The sequence below is a fragment of the Cellulomonas jepli genome (assembly GCF_047229345.1).
Lineage (GTDB): Bacteria > Actinomycetota > Actinomycetes > Actinomycetales > Cellulomonadaceae > Cellulomonas_A.
This window is the reverse complement of record NZ_JBFTER010000100.1, coordinates 1-19,166: the sequence shown is the minus strand read 5'-3', so window position 1 is coordinate 19,166 and position 19,166 is coordinate 1. Positions and strand designations below refer to the sequence as shown.

The following is a 19,166-nucleotide window of genomic DNA, read 5'->3' as shown; positions in this document are numbered from 1 at the left end:
CGCGTCGGTCGGGCCCTCGGCGCCCGCGCCCGCGCCCGCGCCCGCGCCCTCGCCCGCGTCCGCGTCCGCGTCCCTGAACGTGACGGTGGCCTGACCGTGCTCGCGCACGCGTCGGCGGTCGTCGCCGCCCAGGGGCTCGTCGGGGGGTCGGTGCTGCAGTCGGGGCCGCTGCGCGTCCTCGCGGCGTTCGTCACCATCAACACCGTCATGTACAGCGCGCTCGCGCTCGCGAAGATCCTGCCCAAGCTGTACCCGGCCGGGTGGTTCCCGAGCCGCAACCGCCGCGCGGAGGACCGCAGCATCTACCCCGAGGGCTGGGACGGCGAGCGCTGACGCCGGGGGCCGGCGTGCCGGCGCTCGTCAGAGCAGGCCCGCCTCCCGCGCCCGGGCGACCGCCTCCGCGCGCGTCGAGACACCGAGCTTGCGGTAGACGCTGCGCAGCTGCGACTTCACGGTGTTGCGCGACACCCACAGGCGCGCGGCGATCTCCTCGACGGTCACGTCGTCGCTCAGCTCGGCGAGCACGGCCTGCTCCCGCGGTGTCAGCGCGAGCCCGGTCCGGGTCGTCGGTCCTGTTCCCTGCCTGTTCATGGCGTCCCCCGGTGACGGCGGGTCCGGACGCGGCGTTGCGTCCGTGTGCCCTCAGCAGAGGAGAGAGGTGTCCCGGGCCGTCATGACGCGACTCCGGCGTGCCCGATGGGGCACGCCGGAGTCGGGGTGGCGCGGTCGTCAGGGGCGCGCAGCCGGCTCCACGGCGGAGGGGGACCGGTGCGACGACCCCCGGGTCAGGAGGTGCAGGACGAGCCCGACCGCGAGCAGCCCGAGCGCGAGGAGCCAGTGCCGCAGCTCCTGCTGGGTCAGCAGCACGAGGCACGAGACGATCGCCAGCACGGGGATGACGACGGGCGTGCGGAAGTGCTCGTGGTCGACCCTGTCGCGGCGCAGCACGAGGACCGCGACGTTCGTCGAGAGGAACACGAAGAGCAGGAGCAGCACGACGGTCGAGGCGAGGTCGACGAGCTCACCGGTCACCGCGAGCAGGATCGCGACCGCGGTCGTCACGACGATCGCGACGCCGGGCGTCCGGCGCCCGGGCAGCAGCCGGGCGAGGGGCGAGGGCAGCAGTCCCTGCTCGGCCATCCCGAACGCGAGGCGGCTCGCCATGATCATCGTGAGCAGCGCACCGTTGGCGACCGCGACCAGCGCGATCACGGCGAACAGCGTCGGCGGGACGCCGCCGGCGGCGCGCACGACCTCGAGCAGCGGCCCGCTCGACTCCGCGAGCTCGGCGGGTGCGACGACCGCGGGAGCGACCAGCCCGACGAGCACGTAGACGACACCCGCGGTGGCCAGCGCGCCGAACAGCGCACGGGGGTACACCCGCGAGACGTCGCGGACCTCCTCGGCGAGGTTCGCCGAGGTCTCGAAGCCGACGAACGAGTAGAAGGCGATGAGCGCGCTGCCCAGCACGGCGGCGGCGGCACCCGTGCCCTCGGGTGCCTCGGTGATCCGGCTCAGGTCCGCGTCGCCGCGGCCGAGCAGCACCGCCCCGAGCACGATCACGAGCAGCAGCCCGGTGAGCTCGATCGCCGTCATGACGACGTTCGCCCCGAGCGACTCCTTGATCCCGCGGGCGTTGAGCGCGGCCACGAGCAGCAGGAACACGATCGCGGCCGGCACCGCCGGGACGTCGAGGAACTCCGCGAGGTAGTCGCCGGCGAACGCGAGCGACAGCCCCGCGGCGCTGACCACGCCGGCCGCGAGCATCGCGAACCCGACGAGGAACGACAGCCACGGCCGCCCGTACGCGCGCTCCGCGAACACCGCCGAGCCGCCCGCCCGCGGGTACTTGGTCACGAGCTCGGCGTAGGAGAACGCGGTGAGCAGCGCCATGGCCAGCGCGACCGCGAAGGCGAGCCACACGAAGCCCCCCGCGGTGCCGGCCATCTCGCCGACGAGCGCGTAGATCCCGGCGCCGAGCACGTCGCCCAGGATGAAGAGGAACAGGAGCGGCCCCGTCACGGCCCGGCGCAGGCCGGGGGAGGCGGTCTCGGTCGTCGTCATGCTGCGAGTATCCGGACAGTCGTCCGCCTGCGCGCGTCGAGCCCGGGAGACCGTCGGCGCGGGGACGGCTAGCGTGGGGGCATGGCGGACGTGCGGGTCGTGTGGTCCCCCGAGCTGCTGGCGTACGACTTCGGCGACGGGCACCCGATGAACCCGTTGCGCCTGGACCTCACGATGCGGCTCGCGGACGCGCTCGGGCTGCTCGGGGACGGCGCCGGCGTCTGCGTCGTGGGGGCGGAGCCCGTGGGCGACGACGTCCTGGAGACCGTCCACGAGCCCGACTACGTGACCGCCGTCCGCGCGGCGTCGGACGGCGGCCGGGGCGACCCGCTGCGCGGCCTCGGCACGACCGACGACCCGGTCTTCCGGGGCATGCACGACGCCGCGGCGCGGATCGTCGGGGGCAGCGTCGACGCGGTGCTCGCGGTCTGGGAGGGCCGTGCGCTGCACGCGGTGAACCTGACCGGGGGGATGCACCACGCGATGCCGGGTGCGGCGTCGGGCTTCTGCATCTACAACGACGCCGCGGTCGCGATCCGGCAGCTGCTCGCCGCGGGTGCGCAGCGGGTCGCGTACGTGGACATCGACGCCCACCACGGCGACGGCGTCCAGAAGGTGTTCTGGGACGACCCCCGGGTGCTCACCGTCTCGGTCCACGAGAGTGGCTTCACCCTGTTCCCGGGCACGGGCCACGCGCGCGAGGTCGGCGGGCCGGGCGCGCAGGGCAGCGTCGTCAACGTCGCGCTCCCCGCGCGCACGAGCGACGCCGGGTGGCTGCGGGCCATCGACGCCGTGGTCCCCGCGGTCGTGCGGGCGTTCGCGCCCGAGATCCTCGTGACCCAGCACGGGTGCGACGCGCACGTCGAGGACCCGATCACGAACCTCGACGTCAGCATCGACGCGGAGCGGGCCGCGGCCGAGCGGCTGCACGAGCTCGCGCACGAGCTCACGGGCGGGCGGTGGATCGCGCTCGGCGGCGGCGGGTACGCGGTCGTCGACGTGGTCCCGCGCGCGTGGGCGAACGTCATCGGCATCGCGTCGCACCACCCCGTGCCGGCGACCACGCGCATCCCGGAGCAGTGGCAGGTCGAGGTCGAGGCGCGCTACGGGCGGCGCGGCCCGGGCAGCATGACGGACGGCCAGGACGCTCGGTTCCGGCCCTGGGCGGCGGGCTACGACCCGTCCGACGACGTCGACCGGGCGGTGCGGGCGACCCGAACGGCCGTGTTCCCGCTGCTCGGGCTCGACCCCGACCACGACTGAGCCCCGGCGCCGTTTTTCACTCCCGCCTCCCCTTTCACAGGGGCCTCACGACGGCCTAGGGTGAGCCAGCGACCCGCACGGGCCGTCGGCGGTCCCCCTGCCGGTGCTGGCGACGCCCCCGCGTCGTCGACGAGAACAGCGAGAAGAGCGATGTCGAGCGACCAGCCAGCACGCGTGCGGTTCCTGACCGTCGCGGAGGTCGCCGACGTGATGCGCGTGTCGAAGATGACCGTGTACCGGCTGCTGCACTCGGGCGAGATGCCGGCGGTCCGCGTCGGGCGCTCGTTCCGGGTCCCGCAGGACGCGCTCGACCACTACCTGCGCACGGCGGCGCTCGACCAGGACCGCCTCACGTCCTGACCGGCCGGCGTCTGCGGGCCGCCCCACGCCTGGGACCGGATGCGTGCTCGTCGCCGCGTGCCCTGCGGATCGCGTAAGGTAGGCGAGGACTTTCCCGTGCGTGGGCGTTTCGGCTTCATGAGCATCGACCGTGCCGCGCGTCGATCGGACGACCACCTGGGACGCGCATGCGCTCCCACCGGAAGCAAGTGAGGACCCATGGGCTCCGTCATCAAGAAGCGCCGCAAGCGGATGGCCAAGAAGAAGCACCGCAAGCTGCTGCGCAAGACGCGCCACCAGCGCCGCAACAAGAAGTGACGTCGCCGCTGCGGCGGCTGTAGTCCCCGTCAGGCCCGGCATCGCGCCGGGCCTGACGTGTTCCTGCACTTCAACGGCGCTCTACATCGATGTAGCATGGCGCACATGACAGCGACGCAGCCGTCCGCCCCACCGGGCCACGCGACGTCCGCAGCGGCGCCCTGGGCCGAGCGGACCGGAGCGGTCCCGGCCGAGCCGACCCCGGGCGACGGGCCCACGGCGACCGCCGCGTCACCCCACGTGCGGCTGCAGCCGCTGCCGTTCGCCGCGACCCGGCTGTCGGAGGACGGCGAGCTCGGCCGGTGGCAGGCGCTCAACCGCACGGCGACCCTCCCGCACCTCGTGGAGAACCTCGAGTCGTCCGGGGCGCTCGACAACCTCCGCCGCGTGGTGGGGCGCCACGACGGCCCGTTCCGGGGCTTCAACTTCGCCGACTCCGACGTGCACAAGTCCCTCGAGGCGATCGCGTGGGAGGCCGGGCGCCGGCCGGGCGCGCAGGAGTGGGAGGGGTTCACGCGCGAGGTCGTGGAGCTGCTCGCCGCCGCGCAGGACGACGACGGCTACCTCGACTCGCACCTCCAAGACCCCCGCGCGGACGGCGACCGGCTCCCCGTGGCCCCGGCGGCCGCGGACCGGCGCTGGACCGACCTGCGCTGGGGCCACGAGCTCTACGTGCTCGGGCACCTCGTCCAGGCGGCGGTGGCCCGCACGCGGACGACCGGACGGACCGACCTGCTCGACGTCGCCCGCCGCTTCGCCGACCACGCCGTGCGCCGGTTCGGGCCGGGGGGCGTCGACGGATACTGCGGGCACCCCGAGGTCGAGACCGCGCTCGTCGAGCTCTACCGGCTCACCGGCGAGCGCGCGTACCTCGACCTGGCGCAGCGCATGGTCGACGCCCGGGGGAGCGGGCTGCTCGGCTCGGGACCGTTCGAGCCCGCGTACCACCAGGACCACGCGCCGGTGCGCGCCGTCACCGAGGCCACCGGGCACGCCGTCCGCCAGCTGTACCTCGCGGCGGGGGTCGCGGACCTCGTCGCGGAGACCGGCGACCAGGACCTCCTCGACGCGCTCGTGCGGCTCTGGGACAGCGCGCAGGGCACCAAGGCGTACGTCACCGGCGGGCTCGGCGCCCGGCACAAGGACGAGTCGTTCGGGGACGCGTACGAGCTGCCGCCCGACCGCGCGTACGCCGAGACGTGCGCCGCGATCGCGAGCGTGCAGTGGGCGTGGCGCATGCTGCTGCTCACGGGCGAGGGCCGGTACGCCGACGAGATGGAGCGCGCGCTGCACAACGCGGTCGCGGCGTCGACCTCCGTCGACGGCCGGCACTTCTTCTACTCCAACCCGCTGCAGGTCCGCACGGGCCACGACGGGTCGAGCGAGTACTCGGCGTCGACCCGGCTGCCGTGGTTCGCGTGCGCGTGCTGCCCGCCGAACCTCGCGCGGCTCGTCGCGTCGCTGCACGCGTACGTCGCGACGCGGGACGAGCGCGGCGTCCAGCTGCACCTCTACGCGGACGGCACGGTCACGCTGCCCGGCGACGGCGACGGCGACGGCGACGGCGGCGTCCGCCTGCAGGTCACGACCGCCTACCCGTGGGACGGGCGGGTGACGGTCGACGTGCTCGACGGCGGCGACCCGGGCGCCGCGAGCGGTGCGGACCTCGTGGGGTCGGCAGCGGGCGACGACGACCTGCCCCGCGAGGGCGGGGCCGGGCTCCCCGGGGAGCTCGCGCTGCGCGTCCCGGGCTGGGTGCTGCCGGGTGGTGCGGCGCTGCGGGTCGACGGCGTCGAGCGCGCGGTCGACGTCGCGGCGGTGCACGCCTCCGGGGGCTACGTGCGGGTGGCTCCCGGTGCCCGCCGCGTCGAGCTCGACCTCGCGCTGCCGCCCGTGGCGGTGCGGGCGCACCCCCGGGTCGACGCCGTGCGCGGCTGCGTGGCGCTGCGCCGCGGGCCCGTCGTGTTCTGCCTCGAGCAGGCCGACCTCCCCGCCGGCGTCGTGCTCGAGGACGTGCGGCTCGCGCCCGGTACGCGCCTCGACGTCGGGCCGCCCGACCCGGCGATCGGGGCCCCGGTCACGATCGAGGCCGACGGCGTGCACGTGCCGGCGGCCGCGGGGATGCTCGCCGTGGTGGGCGCGGGGGAGGTCCCGGCCGGGGCCGGTGGCGTCCTCGTGGCCGACCTGCGCGACCCCGACGCGCCGCTCGCGCCGCTGCGGCTGCGGGCGGTCCCGTACGCACGCTGGGCCAACCGGGACGAGGGCGCCATGCGGGTGTGGGTACCGGTGCAAGGATGGGCGCCGTGAACGGGTCGAAGCGAGGTGGCACGCGGAACGGCACCGCGACGATGCACGACGTCGCCGAGCGGGCGGGCGTGTCCATCAAGACGGTGTCCAACGTCGTCAACGGGTACCAGTACATCCGCCCGGCGACGCGTGCGCGCGTCGAGCAGGCGATCGAGGAGCTCGGCTACCAGGTCAACATCTCGGCCCGGAACCTGCGCCAGGGCCGCACCGGGATGATCGGGCTCGCGGTCCCCGAGCTGAGCCTGCCGTACTTCGCGGAGCTCGCCGACTCGGTGATCCAGGCCGCCGACGCTCGCGGGCTCACGGTGCTCATCGAGCAGACCAACTCGGTGCGCGAGCGTGAGCTCGAGGTGCTCTCGGGCCAGCGCCGCCACCTGACCGACGGGCTCATCTTCTCGCCGCTGAGCCTCGGCCCGGAGGACCGCGCGTCCTTCGAGGTCGACTTCCCGATGGTGCTCCTGGGCGAGCGCATCTTCGGCGGGCCCGCGGACCACGTGACGATGAACAACGTCGAGGCGGCGCGCGCCGCGACGCAGCACCTGCTCGACCTCGGGCGCCGCCGGATCGCCGTGATCGGCGCGCACGAGGGGGAGTCGATCGGCTCCGCGGCGCTGCGCGTCCAGGGGTACCAGCAGGCGCTGACCGACGCGGGCGTCCCGCTCGACCCGGCGCTCGTGGGCGAGGCCGGCCTCTGGCACCGCGCGACGGGCGCCGAGGCCATGCAGCGCCTGCTCGACTCGGGGGTCGAGATCGACGCGGTCTTCGCGCTCAACGACGCGCTCGCGCTCGGCGCCCTGCACGCGCTGCACGCGCGGCGCGTCGCGGTGCCCGAGCAGATCGCGGTGATCGGTTTCGACGACATCGACGACGCGGCGTACTCGTCGCCGACCCTGTCGACCGTCGCTCCCGGACGCGAGCAGATCGCCCGGACGTCGGTCGACCTGCTCATCGCGCGGATCGCGGACACCTCGCGCTCGCGCCCGTTCGAGCAGGTCGTCGCCGACTACGAGATCGTCGCGCGCGAGTCGACGCTCGGGGTCGCGGGCTCCGCGCCGGTGACCCCCGTGCTCGGGCGGTCGGTCGTCGCCTGACGGGCCGTCCGCTGCCCGGCCGGCTCGCGCGGTGCGCGCCGCCCCTCGCGGGACGCCAGGGGAGGGTCGGCGTCCGCCCGTGCGGTCAGCGAGCCTCGTCGGCCGGGGTCCGGGCGTCGCCGGCCTGCGCCGGCGCGTCACCGGCACCGGCGCGCGCGTCGTCCGCGGGGCTTCGCGCGTCGCCCGTCGGCTGCGCACCGTGCGTCGTGCCCGCGGCCGTCGCTCGCGCGTCGTCGTCCGCGTCCAGCGGCGCGGGCTCCCGGCCCGGGACGTGCACCGACGTCTCCGGCTCGGGGTGGCGGCGGCCCTGCACGACGATGATCGCCACGCCCAGCGCGACGGCGACGAGCGCGCCCCAGACGTTGGCGGGCAGGCCGAGCGGCGTGACGCTCGTCGGGTCGATCCGGAGCAGCTCGAGCCAGACCCGCGCCGCCCCGTACCAGACGAGGTACAGGCCGAACGCCCGGCCCCAGCGCAGCCGGAAACGCTTCTCGAGCACGAGCACGACGGCGATGCCGAGCAGGTTCCACAGGAGCTCGTAGAGGAACAGGGGGTGGAACAGCGTGCCGTCCGGCAGGCCGGCGGGGAACGCGCCGTTGGTCGCCGGGATCTGCAGGCCCCACGGTAACGTCGTCGGACGCCCGAAGAGCTCGTGGTTGAACCAGTTGCCGAGACGCCCGATCGCCTGCGCGAGCAGCATCGCCGGGGCGAGGGCGTCGGCGAACGACCAGAACCGGATGCCGGTCCGGCGGCAGCCGATCCACGCCCCGACGGCCCCGCCGATGAGGGACCCGAGGATCGCGATGCCGCCCTCCCACACGAAGAGCACGCGCACGGGGTCCTGACCGGCACCGAAGTAGTCGCCCCAGTGCGTGAGCACGTGGTAGATCCGGGCGCCGAGGATGCCGAACGGGACGGCCCAGATGACGATGTCGAGCACCGCGTCCGGGTGGCCGCCGCGCGCGGTGAGCCGGCGCGACGTGAGCCACGCCGCGGCGGCGATGCCTGCGAGGAGGCACAGCGCGTAGGTGTGGATCGTGAGCGGTCCGACCGCGAACGACGACCAGGTCAGATCGGGGCTGGGGATGCCGGCGCGCATGGGGTCCTCCTGTCGACCGACCGCGACCCTACCGTCCGCCTGTGCCCCGTGGGGCTCCGTGGACCGGGCGGGCTCAGCCGAGCGAGCGCGTCCGGGGCTCGGCCGGGTCGGCGTCCGCGGCGTCGAGCGCGTCGAGCCGGTGGTCGACGAGCCAGCCGGAGAGCAGGAGCGGCAGGCTGAGCCCGGCGAGCGGCACGAGCACCGTGAGCTGCGTCGCGACGACGGCGAGCGCCGCGAGCGTCACGAGGACCGCGAGGCCCGTCAGCGGCGAGAGCAGGGGCGAGAGGGCGACGTACCGCCAGGTCGCGAGCAGCCCGTCGGCGGACCGGCGGGTGACCGGGAACAGGTGGGCGAGCGCGACCGTCGACCACGCGCCGACGAGCGTCAGGCCCGCGAGCATCGCGCCCGCGACCGGGCCGTCGGCCGTCCGGACCACGGCGAGGTCGACGGCCAGCAGCGCTCCCACGACCCAGAACGGGACGCCGAGCAGCGCGTGGCGGCGGAAGCCCGAGCGGTACGCGGACCAGAAGTCGCGCCAGAGGTGCTCGGCGGGGTCGCCCGCGACGGCCCGGGCCAGCAGCCGTCCGCCCGACGCCAGCGCGGGGAACAGCCCGGCGAGGACGAGCCCGGCCAGCGCGCCCGCCACGACCAGCAGGTTCACGGCCACGACGTGCGCGGCGACGCGCAGGAACACCATGACGCGCCCGGCCCAGCCGGCTGCCTCCGTCATCGTCCGTCCCCCCGTCAGCCCGGCAGCCGCGTGCCGAAGCTCGCCGTGCCGTGGCCGTCGAGCCCCGTGACCGACCACGCGGTCCGCTCCCGCACAGCGTCCCACGACGCGAACACGACCCCGTCGAACGACTCCGCGCCGCGCCGCCACGTGAACCGCCCCTCGCCGTGGTCGCGCACGTGCTCGAGGTCGGCGGCCGTCACCGTGAGCTCGCGCGACGCGGTCACCCCGGTCGTCGCGCCGTCGAAGGTGACGACGTCCCAGCGGCCGACGAGCGCGTCGAGCCCAGAGGGCGCCACGGGGCCGCCGCCGGGTGCCCGCTCCTCGCGGACGCCGGCCCACGGCTGCGGCGAGACGACCGGCCAGCGCCCGTGCGTCCAGACGAGCCGGCGCACCTGCACCTCGTGCTGCGTCGGGTCGTCGCCGTCGCGGACGTGGTGCACGTAGAGCTGGTCCGGGCCGTCCGTCAGCACCGCGCCGTGCCCGGGGGCGAGCCACGTGCGACCGCCGCCGAACCGGTGGCTCGCGAGGACCGTGGTGCCGACGAGCGCCGGGTCGGTCGCGGTGTCGGTCAGCTCGTGGCCGGCGACGTCGTGGAACGGGCCCGTGACGTGCTCCCCCACCGCCGCGCGCACGTGGTAGGTCGAGAACAGCGAGTCGTACGACACGAGCAGCGCGTAGCCGCCACCGGGCCGCGGGACGACGAACGCGCCCTCGACGGCCCCCTCGACGCTCGTGGGCCGGCGCGAGACGCACGTGCCCACGTCGCCGGGGTGCGCGGCCAGGCCGGTCCGGGCGTCGAGCGCGAGGACGTGGATGCCGCCGAAGAACGACCCGTAGACGAGCCAGTGCCGGCCGTCGGCGTCGACCACCGCGTTCGCGTCGATCGCATTGGGTCCGGGAGTCTCGTGCCGGCTCGTCACGACGAGCCCGCGGTCCTCCCACGGCCCGAGCGGGTGCGACGCGACGGCGAGCCCGATCGCAGAGGTCCGCGAGCCGAACGTCGACGCCGACCAGTACATGCGCCACTCGGTCGCCGTCGTGCCCCGCACGCCGTCGTCGTCGTCGCCGGAGCCGTCGTCCGCCGCGACCGGCACCCGCACGACGTCGGGCGCCCACAGCCCGCTCGCGCCGGACCACGCCGCGCCGTCCGCCGGCACGCCCTCGAGCGCGTACCCGGCGAACTCCCACGTCGCGAGGTCGGTCGAGCGGCGCACCTGGACCCCGGCCCGGGGCGGGCCGCCGGAGAACGCGTCGGTCGAGAACAGGTAGTACACGCCGTCGTCGTCGCGCACCGCGGTCGGGTCGTGGGCGTGCCGGGGGCCCCAGCCGCTCGGGTCGGCCGGGTCGAGGGTCGTCATGCTCAGCCCTTCGTGCCGGTGAGTGCGACGGACTCGATGATCTGCCGCTGGAAGACCAGGAACACGACGAGGATCGGCAGCAGCGCCACGAACGACGCGCCCATGATGAGCGGGTAGTCACGCTGCGTCGCGAACTCGACGTTGAGGTTGGCGATGACGACCTGCAGGGTCTGCCGCGACTCGGTGTTCAGGTAGAGGATCGGCGCGAGGTAGTCGTTCCAGATCGCCATGAACCAGAGGATGAACTGCGCGGCGATCGCGGGCCGGATCATCGGCAGGATCATCACCCGGAAGATCTGCAGGTAGCTCGCGCCGTCGATCTTCGCGGCCTCGACGATGGAGTCCGGGACGGACTCCAGGTACTGCCGCAGGAAGAAGATCATGATGATGTTCCCGAACAGCAGCGGGACGATCAGCGGCAGCAGGGTGTCGACCCAGCCGATCTTCGCGAACATCACGAACTGCGGGATCATGATCGTCGGGAACGGGATCATCAGGCCCGAGAGCAGGCCGAGGAAGATCGCGTTCTTGAACGGCAGCCGCAGCTTCGCGAGCGCGAACGCCGCGAGCGAGGACGTGATCGACCCGACGACCGTGACGGTGCCGGCCACGATGATGCTGTTGCGGAACCCCGAGAGGATCGGGGCCTCGGACCACATGCGCGTGAACGTGTCCCACTGCGGCACGTCCGGCCACAGCACGGGCGGCAGGGCGAAGACCTCGACCTTGGTCTTGATCGCGGTCGTGAACATCCACAGCAGGGGCGCGATCATCGCGACGGCGCCGACGACCAGGACGGCGAGGACCAGCCCGTTGACGAGGCGGTTCTGGGCGGCGACGCCCATGGAGTTTCTGCGGCTCATGTCAGGCCCTCACTCGATGCTGAAGCTGTTGCGCCGGTTCAGGCGGAACTGGACGACGGTGACGACGAAGACGAGGATCCCCAGCACGATCGACATCGCCGTGGCGTAGCCCATCTGCTGGTACCGGAACGCCTGCCGGACGATGTAGTAGACGATCGACGCGGAGCTGAACTCGGGCCCGCCGGTCGGCGTCATGATGTTGATCTCGGTGAAGATCTGCGACCCGGCGATGACGTTCGTGACGATGAGGAAGAACGTCACGGGCCGGACCATCGGGAGCGTGATCGAGCGGAACCGCTGGAACGCGTTCGCGCCGTCGAGCGCCGCGGCCTCGAGCAGCGACGAGGGGACCGACTGGATGGCCGCCAGGTACAGCAGCATCGAGTACCCCAGGCCCTTCCAGATGGCCATGATGATGAGCGCGGGCTTGACGGTCGCGGTGTTCGCGAGCCAGTCCGGGCCCTGGATCCCGAAGAACGCGAGGACCTGGTTCACGAGGCCGAAGTCGCCGTTGTAGGCGAACTGCCACACGATCGCGATCGCGGCCAGCGAGGAGATCACGGGGACGTAGTAGATCGTGCGCAGCGCGGTGCGCCCGGGGATCTTCCGGTTGAGGGCCAGCGCGAGCAGCATCGCGAGCACGAGCCCGATCGGGATCCCGATCATGTAGAACAACGTGTTCCACAGCGAGGTGCGGAAGTACTCGTCGCCGAGCAGCCGCGTGTAGTTGTCGAGGCCGACGAAGGTCATCGGGCCGAGGCCGTTCCAGCTCGTGAGCGACGCGTAGGCGGCGAACACGACCGGGTAGACGGTGAAGAGCAGGAACCCCAGGACGGGTGCGGCGACGAACGCCAGCGCCCAGCGGTGCTCGCTCCTGTGCAGGCGCCGGTTGGCCTGCTTGGCCCGCTGCTCGGGCGTCGGCTCACGGCCGGGGCCCGCGGGGCGGGTCCCCTCGGCCGGGGCGGAGATGCTCGCGGTCTGCGTCATCCGTGGGTCCTTTCCAGGGTCCCCGCCGCCCGCGTCAACGGGTAGGCGGGCGGCGGGGACGTGGGTGCTGGGACGTCAGCGGCCGGCGGCGGCCTGCTCGGCCGTCGTGTTCGACTCGTCGAGCAGCGACTGCATCTTCGGCTGCGTCTCGGCGAGGTAGTCGGCGGCGGTCTGCTGGCCGTCGATCACGGGCTGGATGTTGGTCCACAGCTCGTCGTACCACTGGGCGCCGTACGTGTAGGCCGCGGGCATCGCACGCCCGTAGTCCTGCACGATGTCCAGGAACTCCTTGCGGTTGGCGGGCTCCGCGTCCGGTGCGGCGGCCCACTCCTCGGCCATGTCGATCAGGTTCGGGACCTGGATCCCGGCGTCCACGAGCGTCTGCTGCGCCGCGGCGTCCGCCGAGAGGTAGGTCACGAGCTTGACGGCGTCCTCGGGCAGCTTCGTCGTGTTGGACACGCCGATGCCGAGCGAGCCGATCCACGTCGCGGACTCACCGGTCTCGCCCGCGGGCCAGGGGATGAGGTCGTAGTCGAAGTCGAGCTCGTTGTAGACGCTGACGTCCCACGGGCCGACGGGGAAGAAGCCGATCTCGCCGGCCATCCACCGCTGGTACGTGTCGAGCGTCGCTGCCTCGGAGGCCGACGGGGTGACGCCGTGCACGTTGGTCAGGTCGGCGAACCACTGGAGCGCCTCGGCGAACTCGGGGGTGTCGACGGTGACCTCGGTGCGGTCCTCGTTGGTCCAGTCCCCGCCGTTGCTCCACACGAGCGACTGCAGGTTCCACTGGACGTTGAGGCCGGTGCCCCACTGGTCGACGGCGCCGTCGCCGTCGGTGTCGGTGGTCAGCTGCTTGGTGACGTCGACGAACTGGTCGAGCGTGTAGGGCACGTCGGGGTCGGGCAGCGGGATGCCCGCGGCCTCGAGCATCGTCTTGTTGTAGCCGAACGCGAACGGGCCGACGTCCTTGGGCAGGCCGTAGAGCGCGCCGTCGGGCGTGCCCTGGAGCTCGCCGTCGAAGCGGTAGGAGTCCACGCCGTACTCCCACATGTTGTCGAGGTCGACGCCGCTGGCCTCGACCTCGTCGGTGATGTCCATGAGGACGCCGGAGGAGACGTAGGACTGCAGGTTGGCCTGCTCGATGTAGAAGACGTCGGGCACCTTGTTGCCGGCGACCGCGGCCTGGAGCTTCGTGGCGTACTGGTCCGCGTCGGTCACGATCATCTCGACCTTGACGCCGGTGTCCGCCGTGAACTTCTTGATGGCCGTCTCGTAGGCCGTCTTCTCGTCGGGGCCCCCGCGGAACATGAACGTGAGCTTCTTCTCGCCGTCGTCCGCGCCGCCGCCGCCGCTGCTGCACGCGGTGAGGGCGAGCGTGCCGGCCAGAGCCGCGCACACGGACAAGGACAGGAGCCTCGTCTTCTTCATCTGTGCCTGCCTCCCATATCCCAAGGATCTGCGAGGTCACCACTTCGCGACCGGCGCGGGGCCGGTCAGGGTCGTCGTTGACCTCACTGCTCGTCGACGTTGTGTACAACGTCGTTCTACAACGTTGCACAACATGGCACGTTCCCGACCGGGCGGTCAAGCCACGATCGGGTAACGGTACGTCCGGGTTCCCGCCGGGCCGCGCGGAGCCCGCTTGACCGGGGCGGGCCTGGTGAGCATGATGCGCCTACAACGATGTAGAAAACGAACCCGCGAAGGAGCTGGTCGTCATGGCGCTGCTGGCGCCCACCCCGCCCATGGGCTGGAACAGCTGGGACTGCTACGGGACCACGGTCACCGAGGCGGAGGTGCTCGCCAACGCGCGCTTCCTCGCCGAGCACCTGCTGCCGACCGGCTGGGACACCGTCGTCGTCGACATCGCCTGGTACGACCCGACCGCGCGCTCGCACGGGTACAACGCCGACGCCCCGCTCGCGCTCGACGCGCACGGCCGCCAGCTCCCCGCCGAGAACCGCTTCCCGTCCGCAGCCGGCGGGCAGGGGTTCCGGCCGCTCGCGGACGCCGTGCACGCGCTCGACCTGCGCTTCGGCGTGCACGTCATGCGCGGCATCCCGCGCCTCGCCGTCGAGCGCGACCTGCCCGTGCACGGCACCACGTGGACCGCGCGCGACGCCGCCGACACGACGTCCACCTGCGCGTGGAACCCCGACAACTACGGGCTCGACCACGACCACCCGGCGGCGCAGGCCTACCTCGACGGGCAGGTCGCGCAGCTCGCCGACTGGGGGGTCGACCTCGTCAAGGTCGACGACATGCTCGCGCCGTACCACTCCCGGGCCATCGAGGCGTGGGCCACGGCGATCGAGCGCAGCGGCCGCGACATCGTCCTGTCGCTCTCGCCCGGCACGCACCTGTCGACCGCGCACCTCGACCACCTGCGTGGCCGCGCGCAGATGTGGCGGATCTCCGACGACCTCTGGGACCGCTGGGAGGACGTGCACGCCCAGCTCACGCGCCTGGCCCGGTGGGCACCGCACCAGCGACCCGGGGCGTGGGCCGACGCCGACATGCTCCCGCTCGGGCGCATCGGAATCCGCGCCGAGCGGGGCGAGGACCGCCAGAGCCGGCTGACCCTCGACGAGCAGCGCACGCTCCTGACGCTCTGGGTCATGGCCCGCTCGCCGCTCATGATGGGCGGCGACCTGCCGACGAGCGACCCCGCGACCGTCGCCCTGCTCGCCAACCCCGCCGTCGGGCACGTGCTGCGCACCGGGCAGGACGGCCGCGAGCTGCTGCGCGAGGACCTCGGCGACGGCGAGCTCGTCGTGTGGTCCTCGCACGCCCCGACGACCCGCACGCGCTACGTCGCGGTGTTCTGGACCGGGAGCGCGCCGCGGCGGCACCGCCTGCCGCAGACCTCGGTCGTCGGGCACCGGCCGGCCACCACGACGTGGACCGTGCGCGACCTGTGGGACCTCGGTGGCCGAGCGGCGCCGCACCCCGCGTGCGCCGCCGGTGACGACCTCGACCTCGACCTGCCCCCGCACGGCGTGCGGTGGCTCGCGCTCGACGCGGGCTGACGCCCGGCGCACCGCCCGACCGAGCACGGCCCGCCCGACCGCGCACGGCTCGCCCGACCGCGCACGGCTCGCCCGACCGCGCACGGCCCGCCCGACCCCGCACCGCACGCACGACCCCGCCCCGCACGCACGACCCGACAAGGAGCACGCATGCTGCCCGTCTCACTGACCGTCGACCCGGCCTTCCGGGTCGGCCCCGTCCGGCGCCGGACCTTCGGGTCCTTCGTCGAGCACCTGGGCCGGTGCGTGTACACCGGCATCCACGACCCCGAGCACCCGACCGCCGACGAGGACGGGTTCCGCGGCGACGTCATCGAGCTCACGCGCGAGCTCGGCATCTCGACCGTGCGCTACCCCGGCGGCAACTTCGTGTCCGGGTACCGCTGGGAGGACGGCATCGGCCCGCGCGACCAGCGCCCGACGCGGCTCGACGTGGCCTGGCACTCCTCGGACCCCAACCTGGTGGGCGTCGACGAGTTCATGCGCTGGACCCGGAAGTCCGGCACCGAGGCCATGATGGCCGTCAACCTCGGCACCCGCGGGATCCAGGAGGCCATGGACCTGCTCGAGTACTGCAACGTCCCCGGCGGCACGCGCCTGTCGGACCTGCGCCGGGCCAACGGCGCACCCGACCCGTACCGCGTGAAGATGTGGTGCCTCGGCAACGAGATGGACGGTCCCTGGCAGCTCGGGCAGATGTCCGCGTATGAGTACGGCCGGCTCGCGGCGCGCACCGCGGCGGGCATGCGGATGATCGACCCCGGCATCGAGCTCGTGGCGTGCGGGTCGTCCGGCGTCGTCATGCCGACGTTCGGCGAGTGGGAGCGCATCGTCCTGCAGGAGGCGTACGAGCAGGTCGACTACATCTCGGCCCACGCGTACTACTGGGAGGAGGACGGCGACCTCGGGTCGTTCCTCGCGAGCGCGGTCGACATGGACCACTTCGTGGAGTCCGTGACCGCGACCGCCGACTCGGTGCGCGCCCACAAGAAGGTCGCCAAGCGCGTGCACATCTCGTTCGACGAGTGGAACGTCTGGTACCAGGACCGCGCGGAGTCCCGCCCGCCGACGGGCGACGACTGGCCCGTCGCCCCCGTGCTCCTCGAGGACCGGTACAACGTCGCCGACGCCGTCGTGGTGGGCAACCTGCTCATCTCGCTGCTGCGGCACACCGACCGCGTGCACGCCGCGAGCCTCGCGCAGCTCGTCAACGCGATCGCGCCGATCATGACCGAGCCCGGCGGGCGGTCCTGGCGCCAGACGATCTTCCACCCGTTCGCCCAGGCGTCGGCGTTCGCGTCGGGGGAGGTGCTCCGGGTCGCGATCGAGGCGCCGACGTACGAGACCGCCAAGTTCGGCGACGTGCCCGTGGCCGACGCGGTGGCGACGTGGGACGCCGAGACCGGCGCGCTCGCGCTGTTCGCGGTCAACCGGTCGACCACCGACACCGTCGAGCTCACCGTCGACGTGCGCTCGCTGCCCGGGCTGAGCCGGGTCGTCGACGCGACGTCGCTGTCGAACCCCGACCACACGTGGCAGGCCACCGCGGACGACGCGACGAGCGTGCTCCCGCGCACGAACCCGAGCGTCAAGCTCGACTCCGGCACGCTGACCGTCGAGGTCCCGCCGGTGTCGTGGAACACCGTCCGGCTGGGCGTCTGATGGCGCGGCACGGGCGCGCCCCCGCCCGGAGCGCGCTCCGCGGTGCCGGTGCCGCCGCGGTGGCGTGCGCGCTCGCGGCCGGCCTGGCCGCGTGCACCGCGGGCGGCGAGGCCGCGCCCGTGCCGACCCCGACCGGGCCGGTAGCCACCGAGGTCGAGCTCTCGGGGGACCTGCGCGCGCACGACCCGGCGCTCGTCGTCGGCGAGGACGGCGAGCCCTGGTACGTCTTCTCGACCGGCGACCAGCGCGTCGGGCTCGGCTCGATCCAGATCCGCACGTCGCCCGACGGCCGGGAGTGGACCGAGGCGGGCACGGTGTGGAAGGCGTCGACCCGGCCCGAGTGGGTCTACGAGCAGGTGCCTGGCGTCAGCAACTTCTGGGCGCCCGAGCTCGTCGAGAACGACGGCACCTGGTACCTGTACTACTCGGCGTCGACGTTCGGCTCGAACCGCTCGCTCATCGGGCTGTACACGAACACCACGCTCGACCCGTCCGACCCGGCCTACGCCTGGGTGGACCAGGGCGAGGTCTGGCGCTCGACCCCGGGCGAGACCGACTACAACGCGATCGACGCGGGGATCGTCGAGGACGCGGACGGCACGCCGTGGATGGCGTTCGGCTCGTTCTGGGGCGGCATCCAGCTCGTCGAGCTGTCCTGGCCGAGCGGCAAGCCCGCCGACCCCGCTGCGGAGGCCGTGCCGATCGCGTCGCGCCGGGGGCAGCCCAACGCGATCGAGGCGCCGTACCTTGTGGCGCGCGACGGGTGGTTCTACCTCTTCGTGTCCCGCGACGCGTGCTGCCAGGGCACCGACTCGACGTACAACATGGCGGTCGGCCGGTCCCGCGAGGTCACCGGGCCCTACGTCGACCGTGAGGGCGTCCCCCTGCTCGAGGACGGCGGGACCCCGCTGCTCGCGACGCGCGGGGACCGGGTCGGCCCCGGCGGCCAGTCCGTCTCGGCCGGGCACCTCGCGTTCCACTACTACGACGCGGCCCTCGGCGGGGACTTCCGGCTCGCGATCCGCGAGCTCGCGTGGGACGACGACGGCTGGCCCGTCGCGACGACCGCCGAGGAGCAGGCGACGGACGCGGCGGGCGCCGACGCGGGGTGAGGGCGGCCGCGGTCGACCGGTCGCCGGCCGACCGCTGACCCGGGGACCCGCCGGCCGCCGCCGTCGACGACGTCCCGCGGTCGGCCCCCTCGGGCGCGGCTCGGGCCGCCGTCAGGTCCGGGTGCGCGGTGGCTCAGCAGCCGCCGCCACCGCCGTCGCCGCCACCCATGCCACCGCCGAAGTCGCCGCCGCCCCAGCCCGAGACGGAGTCGCCCGACGTCCCGTACCAGGCGCCCGCGTTCGCGGTGCCGACCCACGCCGCGTCGCGCCGTGCCGAGCCCGAGCCGGTGCGCCGGCGGCCGCTCCCGGCGCCGCTCCCGCGCGAGGCCACGGCCCCGAGGACGGACACCAGCACGACCGCACCGACGAACACGAGAAACAGCGTGATCCCCATGACCGTTCCCTCCGTCCCGGCAGGACGTCCGGCCCGGAGGACCGGCGCGACCGCGGCGCCGTCGCCGCCCGGGGAGCGCGTCCCCGGTGTGTCTGAAGGCTAGGGCCGCCGACGGGACCGCGTCGAGGGTGCGGGCGCCTGCCGCGGCGGCCGGTTCCACCCCCGACGGCGCGGAGCCCGCCGGCGGCACCGTGCGCGACCGGGCGCGGCGGCGGGCGTCGGGGCCGGCGACCATACTGACGGCATGGTCGAGGTCATCACGCTGCTCACCGCCGTGGTCAGCGCCGCCGCCGCCGCGGTGAGCGCGTGGGTCGCGGTCGCGCAGTGGCGCGAGAGCAGGGCGGCGCGCGCGGCTCGTGGGTCTGCGCCCGGCGACGCGGTCGTCGGCAGCGGGGCCGCGGGCGCCCGCCCGGGGCAGCCCGGTGGTGCGGACGGCGGCGTCGGTCACGGGGAGGCCACCGGCCGTGCGGAGCCGGCCGGTGGAGCCGGGCGGCCCGAGCGGCCCGCGCCCGCCGGCACCGAGGGTCCCGCCGGCGGACCCCCCGGG

18 protein-coding genes and 1 pseudogene are annotated in these 19,166 nt (G+C 74.0%); 10 read left to right on the top strand and 9 right to left on the bottom strand.

All coding sequences use genetic code 11. The annotated features are described in order from the left end of the window. On the top strand, positions 1 to 333 hold a 333-nt coding region (locus AB6N24_RS18820), incomplete at its 5' end, for a hypothetical protein (protein ID WP_412870910.1). A 27-nt stretch (positions 334 to 360) separates the two neighbouring features. On the opposite strand, the gene AB6N24_RS18815 is transcribed toward AB6N24_RS18820, so the two are convergent. Together AB6N24_RS18815 and AB6N24_RS18810 are read right to left on the bottom strand one after the other, a co-directional pair. Next, entirely contained in the window at positions 361 to 591 is a 231-nt protein-coding gene (locus AB6N24_RS18815; protein ID WP_412870909.1) for a helix-turn-helix domain-containing protein, read from the bottom strand. 138 nt (positions 592 to 729) lie between these two features. Next, entirely contained in the window at positions 730 to 2,064 is a 1,335-nt protein-coding gene (locus tag AB6N24_RS18810; RefSeq protein WP_412870908.1) for an APC family permease, read from the bottom strand. Positions 2,065 to 2,145: 81 nt separating this feature from the next. On the opposite strand from AB6N24_RS18810, the gene AB6N24_RS18805 reads away from it, so the two are divergent. From AB6N24_RS18805 to AB6N24_RS18785, 5 genes are all read left to right on the top strand, one after another. Continuing rightward, on the top strand, positions 2,146 to 3,327 hold the full coding sequence (locus AB6N24_RS18805) for an acetoin utilization protein AcuC (RefSeq protein WP_412870907.1): 1,182 nt from the start codon (positions 2,146 to 2,148) through the stop codon (positions 3,325 to 3,327). Positions 3,328 to 3,477: 150 nt separating this feature from the next. Continuing rightward, a complete protein-coding gene (locus AB6N24_RS18800; protein WP_412870906.1) occupies positions 3,478 to 3,687 on the top strand; it encodes a helix-turn-helix domain-containing protein in 210 nt (69 codons plus the stop codon). A gap of 198 nt (positions 3,688 to 3,885) precedes the next feature. Beyond that, positions 3,886 to 3,984 (top strand): 30S ribosomal protein bS22, encoded by a 99-nt coding sequence (locus AB6N24_RS18795; protein ID WP_003792170.1) that lies wholly within the window; start codon positions 3,886 to 3,888, stop codon positions 3,982 to 3,984. 105 nt (positions 3,985 to 4,089) lie between these two features. After that, entirely contained in the window at positions 4,090 to 6,291 is a 2,202-nt protein-coding gene (locus AB6N24_RS18790) for a glycoside hydrolase family 127 protein (RefSeq protein ID WP_412870905.1), read from the top strand. A gap of 41 nt (positions 6,292 to 6,332) precedes the next feature. After that, a complete protein-coding gene (locus tag AB6N24_RS18785) occupies positions 6,333 to 7,382 on the top strand; it encodes a LacI family DNA-binding transcriptional regulator (RefSeq protein ID WP_412870911.1) in 1,050 nt (349 codons plus the stop codon). Positions 7,383 to 7,467: 85 nt separating this feature from the next. On the opposite strand, the gene lgt is transcribed toward AB6N24_RS18785, so the two are convergent. The 6 genes from lgt to AB6N24_RS18755 form a co-directional block, all read right to left on the bottom strand. Then, on the bottom strand, positions 7,468 to 8,481 hold the full coding sequence (gene lgt / locus AB6N24_RS18780) for a prolipoprotein diacylglyceryl transferase (protein WP_412870904.1): 1,014 nt from the start codon (positions 8,479 to 8,481) through the stop codon (positions 7,468 to 7,470). A 73-nt stretch (positions 8,482 to 8,554) separates the two neighbouring features. Continuing rightward, positions 8,555 to 9,211 (bottom strand): YesL family protein, encoded by a 657-nt coding sequence (locus AB6N24_RS18775; protein WP_412870903.1) that lies wholly within the window; start codon positions 9,209 to 9,211, stop codon positions 8,555 to 8,557. Positions 9,212 to 9,225: 14 nt separating this feature from the next. Then, positions 9,226 to 10,572 (bottom strand): arabinan endo-1,5-alpha-L-arabinosidase, encoded by a 1,347-nt coding sequence (locus AB6N24_RS18770; protein ID WP_412870902.1) that lies wholly within the window; start codon positions 10,570 to 10,572, stop codon positions 9,226 to 9,228. A 2-nt stretch (positions 10,573 to 10,574) separates the two neighbouring features. Continuing rightward, positions 10,575 to 11,435 (bottom strand): carbohydrate ABC transporter permease, encoded by an 861-nt coding sequence (locus tag AB6N24_RS18765; RefSeq protein ID WP_412870901.1) that lies wholly within the window; start codon positions 11,433 to 11,435, stop codon positions 10,575 to 10,577. Positions 11,436 to 11,444: 9 nt separating this feature from the next. Then, positions 11,445 to 12,422 (bottom strand): carbohydrate ABC transporter permease, encoded by a 978-nt coding sequence (locus AB6N24_RS18760; protein ID WP_412870900.1) that lies wholly within the window; start codon positions 12,420 to 12,422, stop codon positions 11,445 to 11,447. 75 nt (positions 12,423 to 12,497) lie between these two features. Next, positions 12,498 to 13,850 carry an ABC transporter substrate-binding protein gene (locus AB6N24_RS18755; RefSeq protein ID WP_412870899.1) on the bottom strand — a complete coding sequence of 451 codons (1,353 nt, stop codon included), beginning with the start codon at positions 13,848 to 13,850 and terminating at the stop codon, positions 12,498 to 12,500. Between the two features lie 290 nt (positions 13,851 to 14,140). Here AB6N24_RS18755 and AB6N24_RS18750 point away from each other — a divergent pair, with 290 nt between their 5' ends. The 3 genes from AB6N24_RS18750 to AB6N24_RS18740 all read left to right on the top strand — a co-directional run bounded on the left by AB6N24_RS18750 (position 14,141) and on the right by AB6N24_RS18740 (position 18,225). Then, positions 14,141 to 15,451: a glycoside hydrolase family 27 protein gene (locus tag AB6N24_RS18750; protein WP_412870898.1), complete on the top strand. Its 1,311-nt coding sequence runs from the start codon at positions 14,141 to 14,143 to the stop codon at positions 15,449 to 15,451. Positions 15,452 to 15,601: 150 nt separating this feature from the next. Next, complete coding sequence (arfA, locus tag AB6N24_RS18745) at positions 15,602 to 17,113, top strand: arabinosylfuranosidase ArfA (RefSeq protein ID WP_412870897.1); 1,512 nt, start codon at positions 15,602 to 15,604, stop codon at positions 17,111 to 17,113. After that, positions 17,113 to 18,225 carry an arabinan endo-1,5-alpha-L-arabinosidase gene (locus AB6N24_RS18740; protein ID WP_412870896.1) on the top strand — a complete coding sequence of 371 codons (1,113 nt, stop codon included), beginning with the start codon at positions 17,113 to 17,115 and terminating at the stop codon, positions 18,223 to 18,225. The genes arfA and AB6N24_RS18740 overlap by 1 nt, the downstream gene beginning before the upstream one ends. 133 nt (positions 18,226 to 18,358) lie before the next feature. On the opposite strand, the gene AB6N24_RS18735 is transcribed toward AB6N24_RS18740, so the two are convergent. Beyond that, a complete protein-coding gene (locus AB6N24_RS18735) occupies positions 18,359 to 18,619 on the bottom strand; it encodes a hypothetical protein (protein ID WP_412870895.1) in 261 nt (86 codons plus the stop codon). Positions 18,620 to 18,863: 244 nt separating this feature from the next. On the opposite strand from AB6N24_RS18735, the pseudogene AB6N24_RS18730 reads away from it, so the two are divergent. Continuing rightward, positions 18,864 to 19,166, top strand: a pseudogene (locus AB6N24_RS18730) (hypothetical protein); the annotation flags it as partial.

Bases quoted from the DNA above. Each gene is read 5' to 3' on its own strand.
- AB6N24_RS18735 (WP_412870895.1), bottom strand. From the start codon at position 18,619: ATGGGGATCACGCTGTTTCTCGTGTTCGTCGGTGCGGTCGTGCTGGTG.
- AB6N24_RS18755 (WP_412870899.1), bottom strand. From the start codon at position 13,850: ATGAAGAAGACGAGGCTCCTGTCCTTGTCCGTGTGCGCGGCTCTGGCC.
- AB6N24_RS18785 (WP_412870911.1), top strand. From the start codon at position 6,333: ATGCACGACGTCGCCGAGCGGGCGGGCGTGTCCATCAAGACGGTGTCC.
- AB6N24_RS18750 (WP_412870898.1), top strand. From the start codon at position 14,141: ATGGCGCTGCTGGCGCCCACCCCGCCCATGGGCTGGAACAGCTGGGAC.
- AB6N24_RS18790 (WP_412870905.1), top strand. From the start codon at position 4,090: ATGACAGCGACGCAGCCGTCCGCCCCACCGGGCCACGCGACGTCCGCA.
- AB6N24_RS18770 (WP_412870902.1), bottom strand. From the start codon at position 10,572: ATGACGACCCTCGACCCGGCCGACCCGAGCGGCTGGGGCCCCCGGCAC.
- AB6N24_RS18800 (WP_412870906.1), top strand. From the start codon at position 3,478: ATGTCGAGCGACCAGCCAGCACGCGTGCGGTTCCTGACCGTCGCGGAG.
- AB6N24_RS18805 (WP_412870907.1), top strand. From the start codon at position 2,146: ATGGCGGACGTGCGGGTCGTGTGGTCCCCCGAGCTGCTGGCGTACGAC.
- AB6N24_RS18810 (WP_412870908.1), bottom strand. From the start codon at position 2,064: ATGACGACGACCGAGACCGCCTCCCCCGGCCTGCGCCGGGCCGTGACG.
- AB6N24_RS18740 (WP_412870896.1), top strand. From the start codon at position 17,113: ATGGCGCGGCACGGGCGCGCCCCCGCCCGGAGCGCGCTCCGCGGTGCC.
- AB6N24_RS18765 (WP_412870901.1), bottom strand. From the start codon at position 11,435: ATGAGCCGCAGAAACTCCATGGGCGTCGCCGCCCAGAACCGCCTCGTC.
- AB6N24_RS18775 (WP_412870903.1), bottom strand. From the start codon at position 9,211: ATGACGGAGGCAGCCGGCTGGGCCGGGCGCGTCATGGTGTTCCTGCGC.
- arfA (WP_412870897.1), top strand. From the start codon at position 15,602: ATGCTGCCCGTCTCACTGACCGTCGACCCGGCCTTCCGGGTCGGCCCC.
- AB6N24_RS18795 (WP_003792170.1), top strand. From the start codon at position 3,886: ATGGGCTCCGTCATCAAGAAGCGCCGCAAGCGGATGGCCAAGAAGAAG.
- lgt (WP_412870904.1), bottom strand. From the start codon at position 8,481: ATGCGCGCCGGCATCCCCAGCCCCGATCTGACCTGGTCGTCGTTCGCG.
- AB6N24_RS18815 (WP_412870909.1), bottom strand. From the start codon at position 591: ATGAACAGGCAGGGAACAGGACCGACGACCCGGACCGGGCTCGCGCTG.
- AB6N24_RS18760 (WP_412870900.1), bottom strand. From the start codon at position 12,422: ATGACGCAGACCGCGAGCATCTCCGCCCCGGCCGAGGGGACCCGCCCC.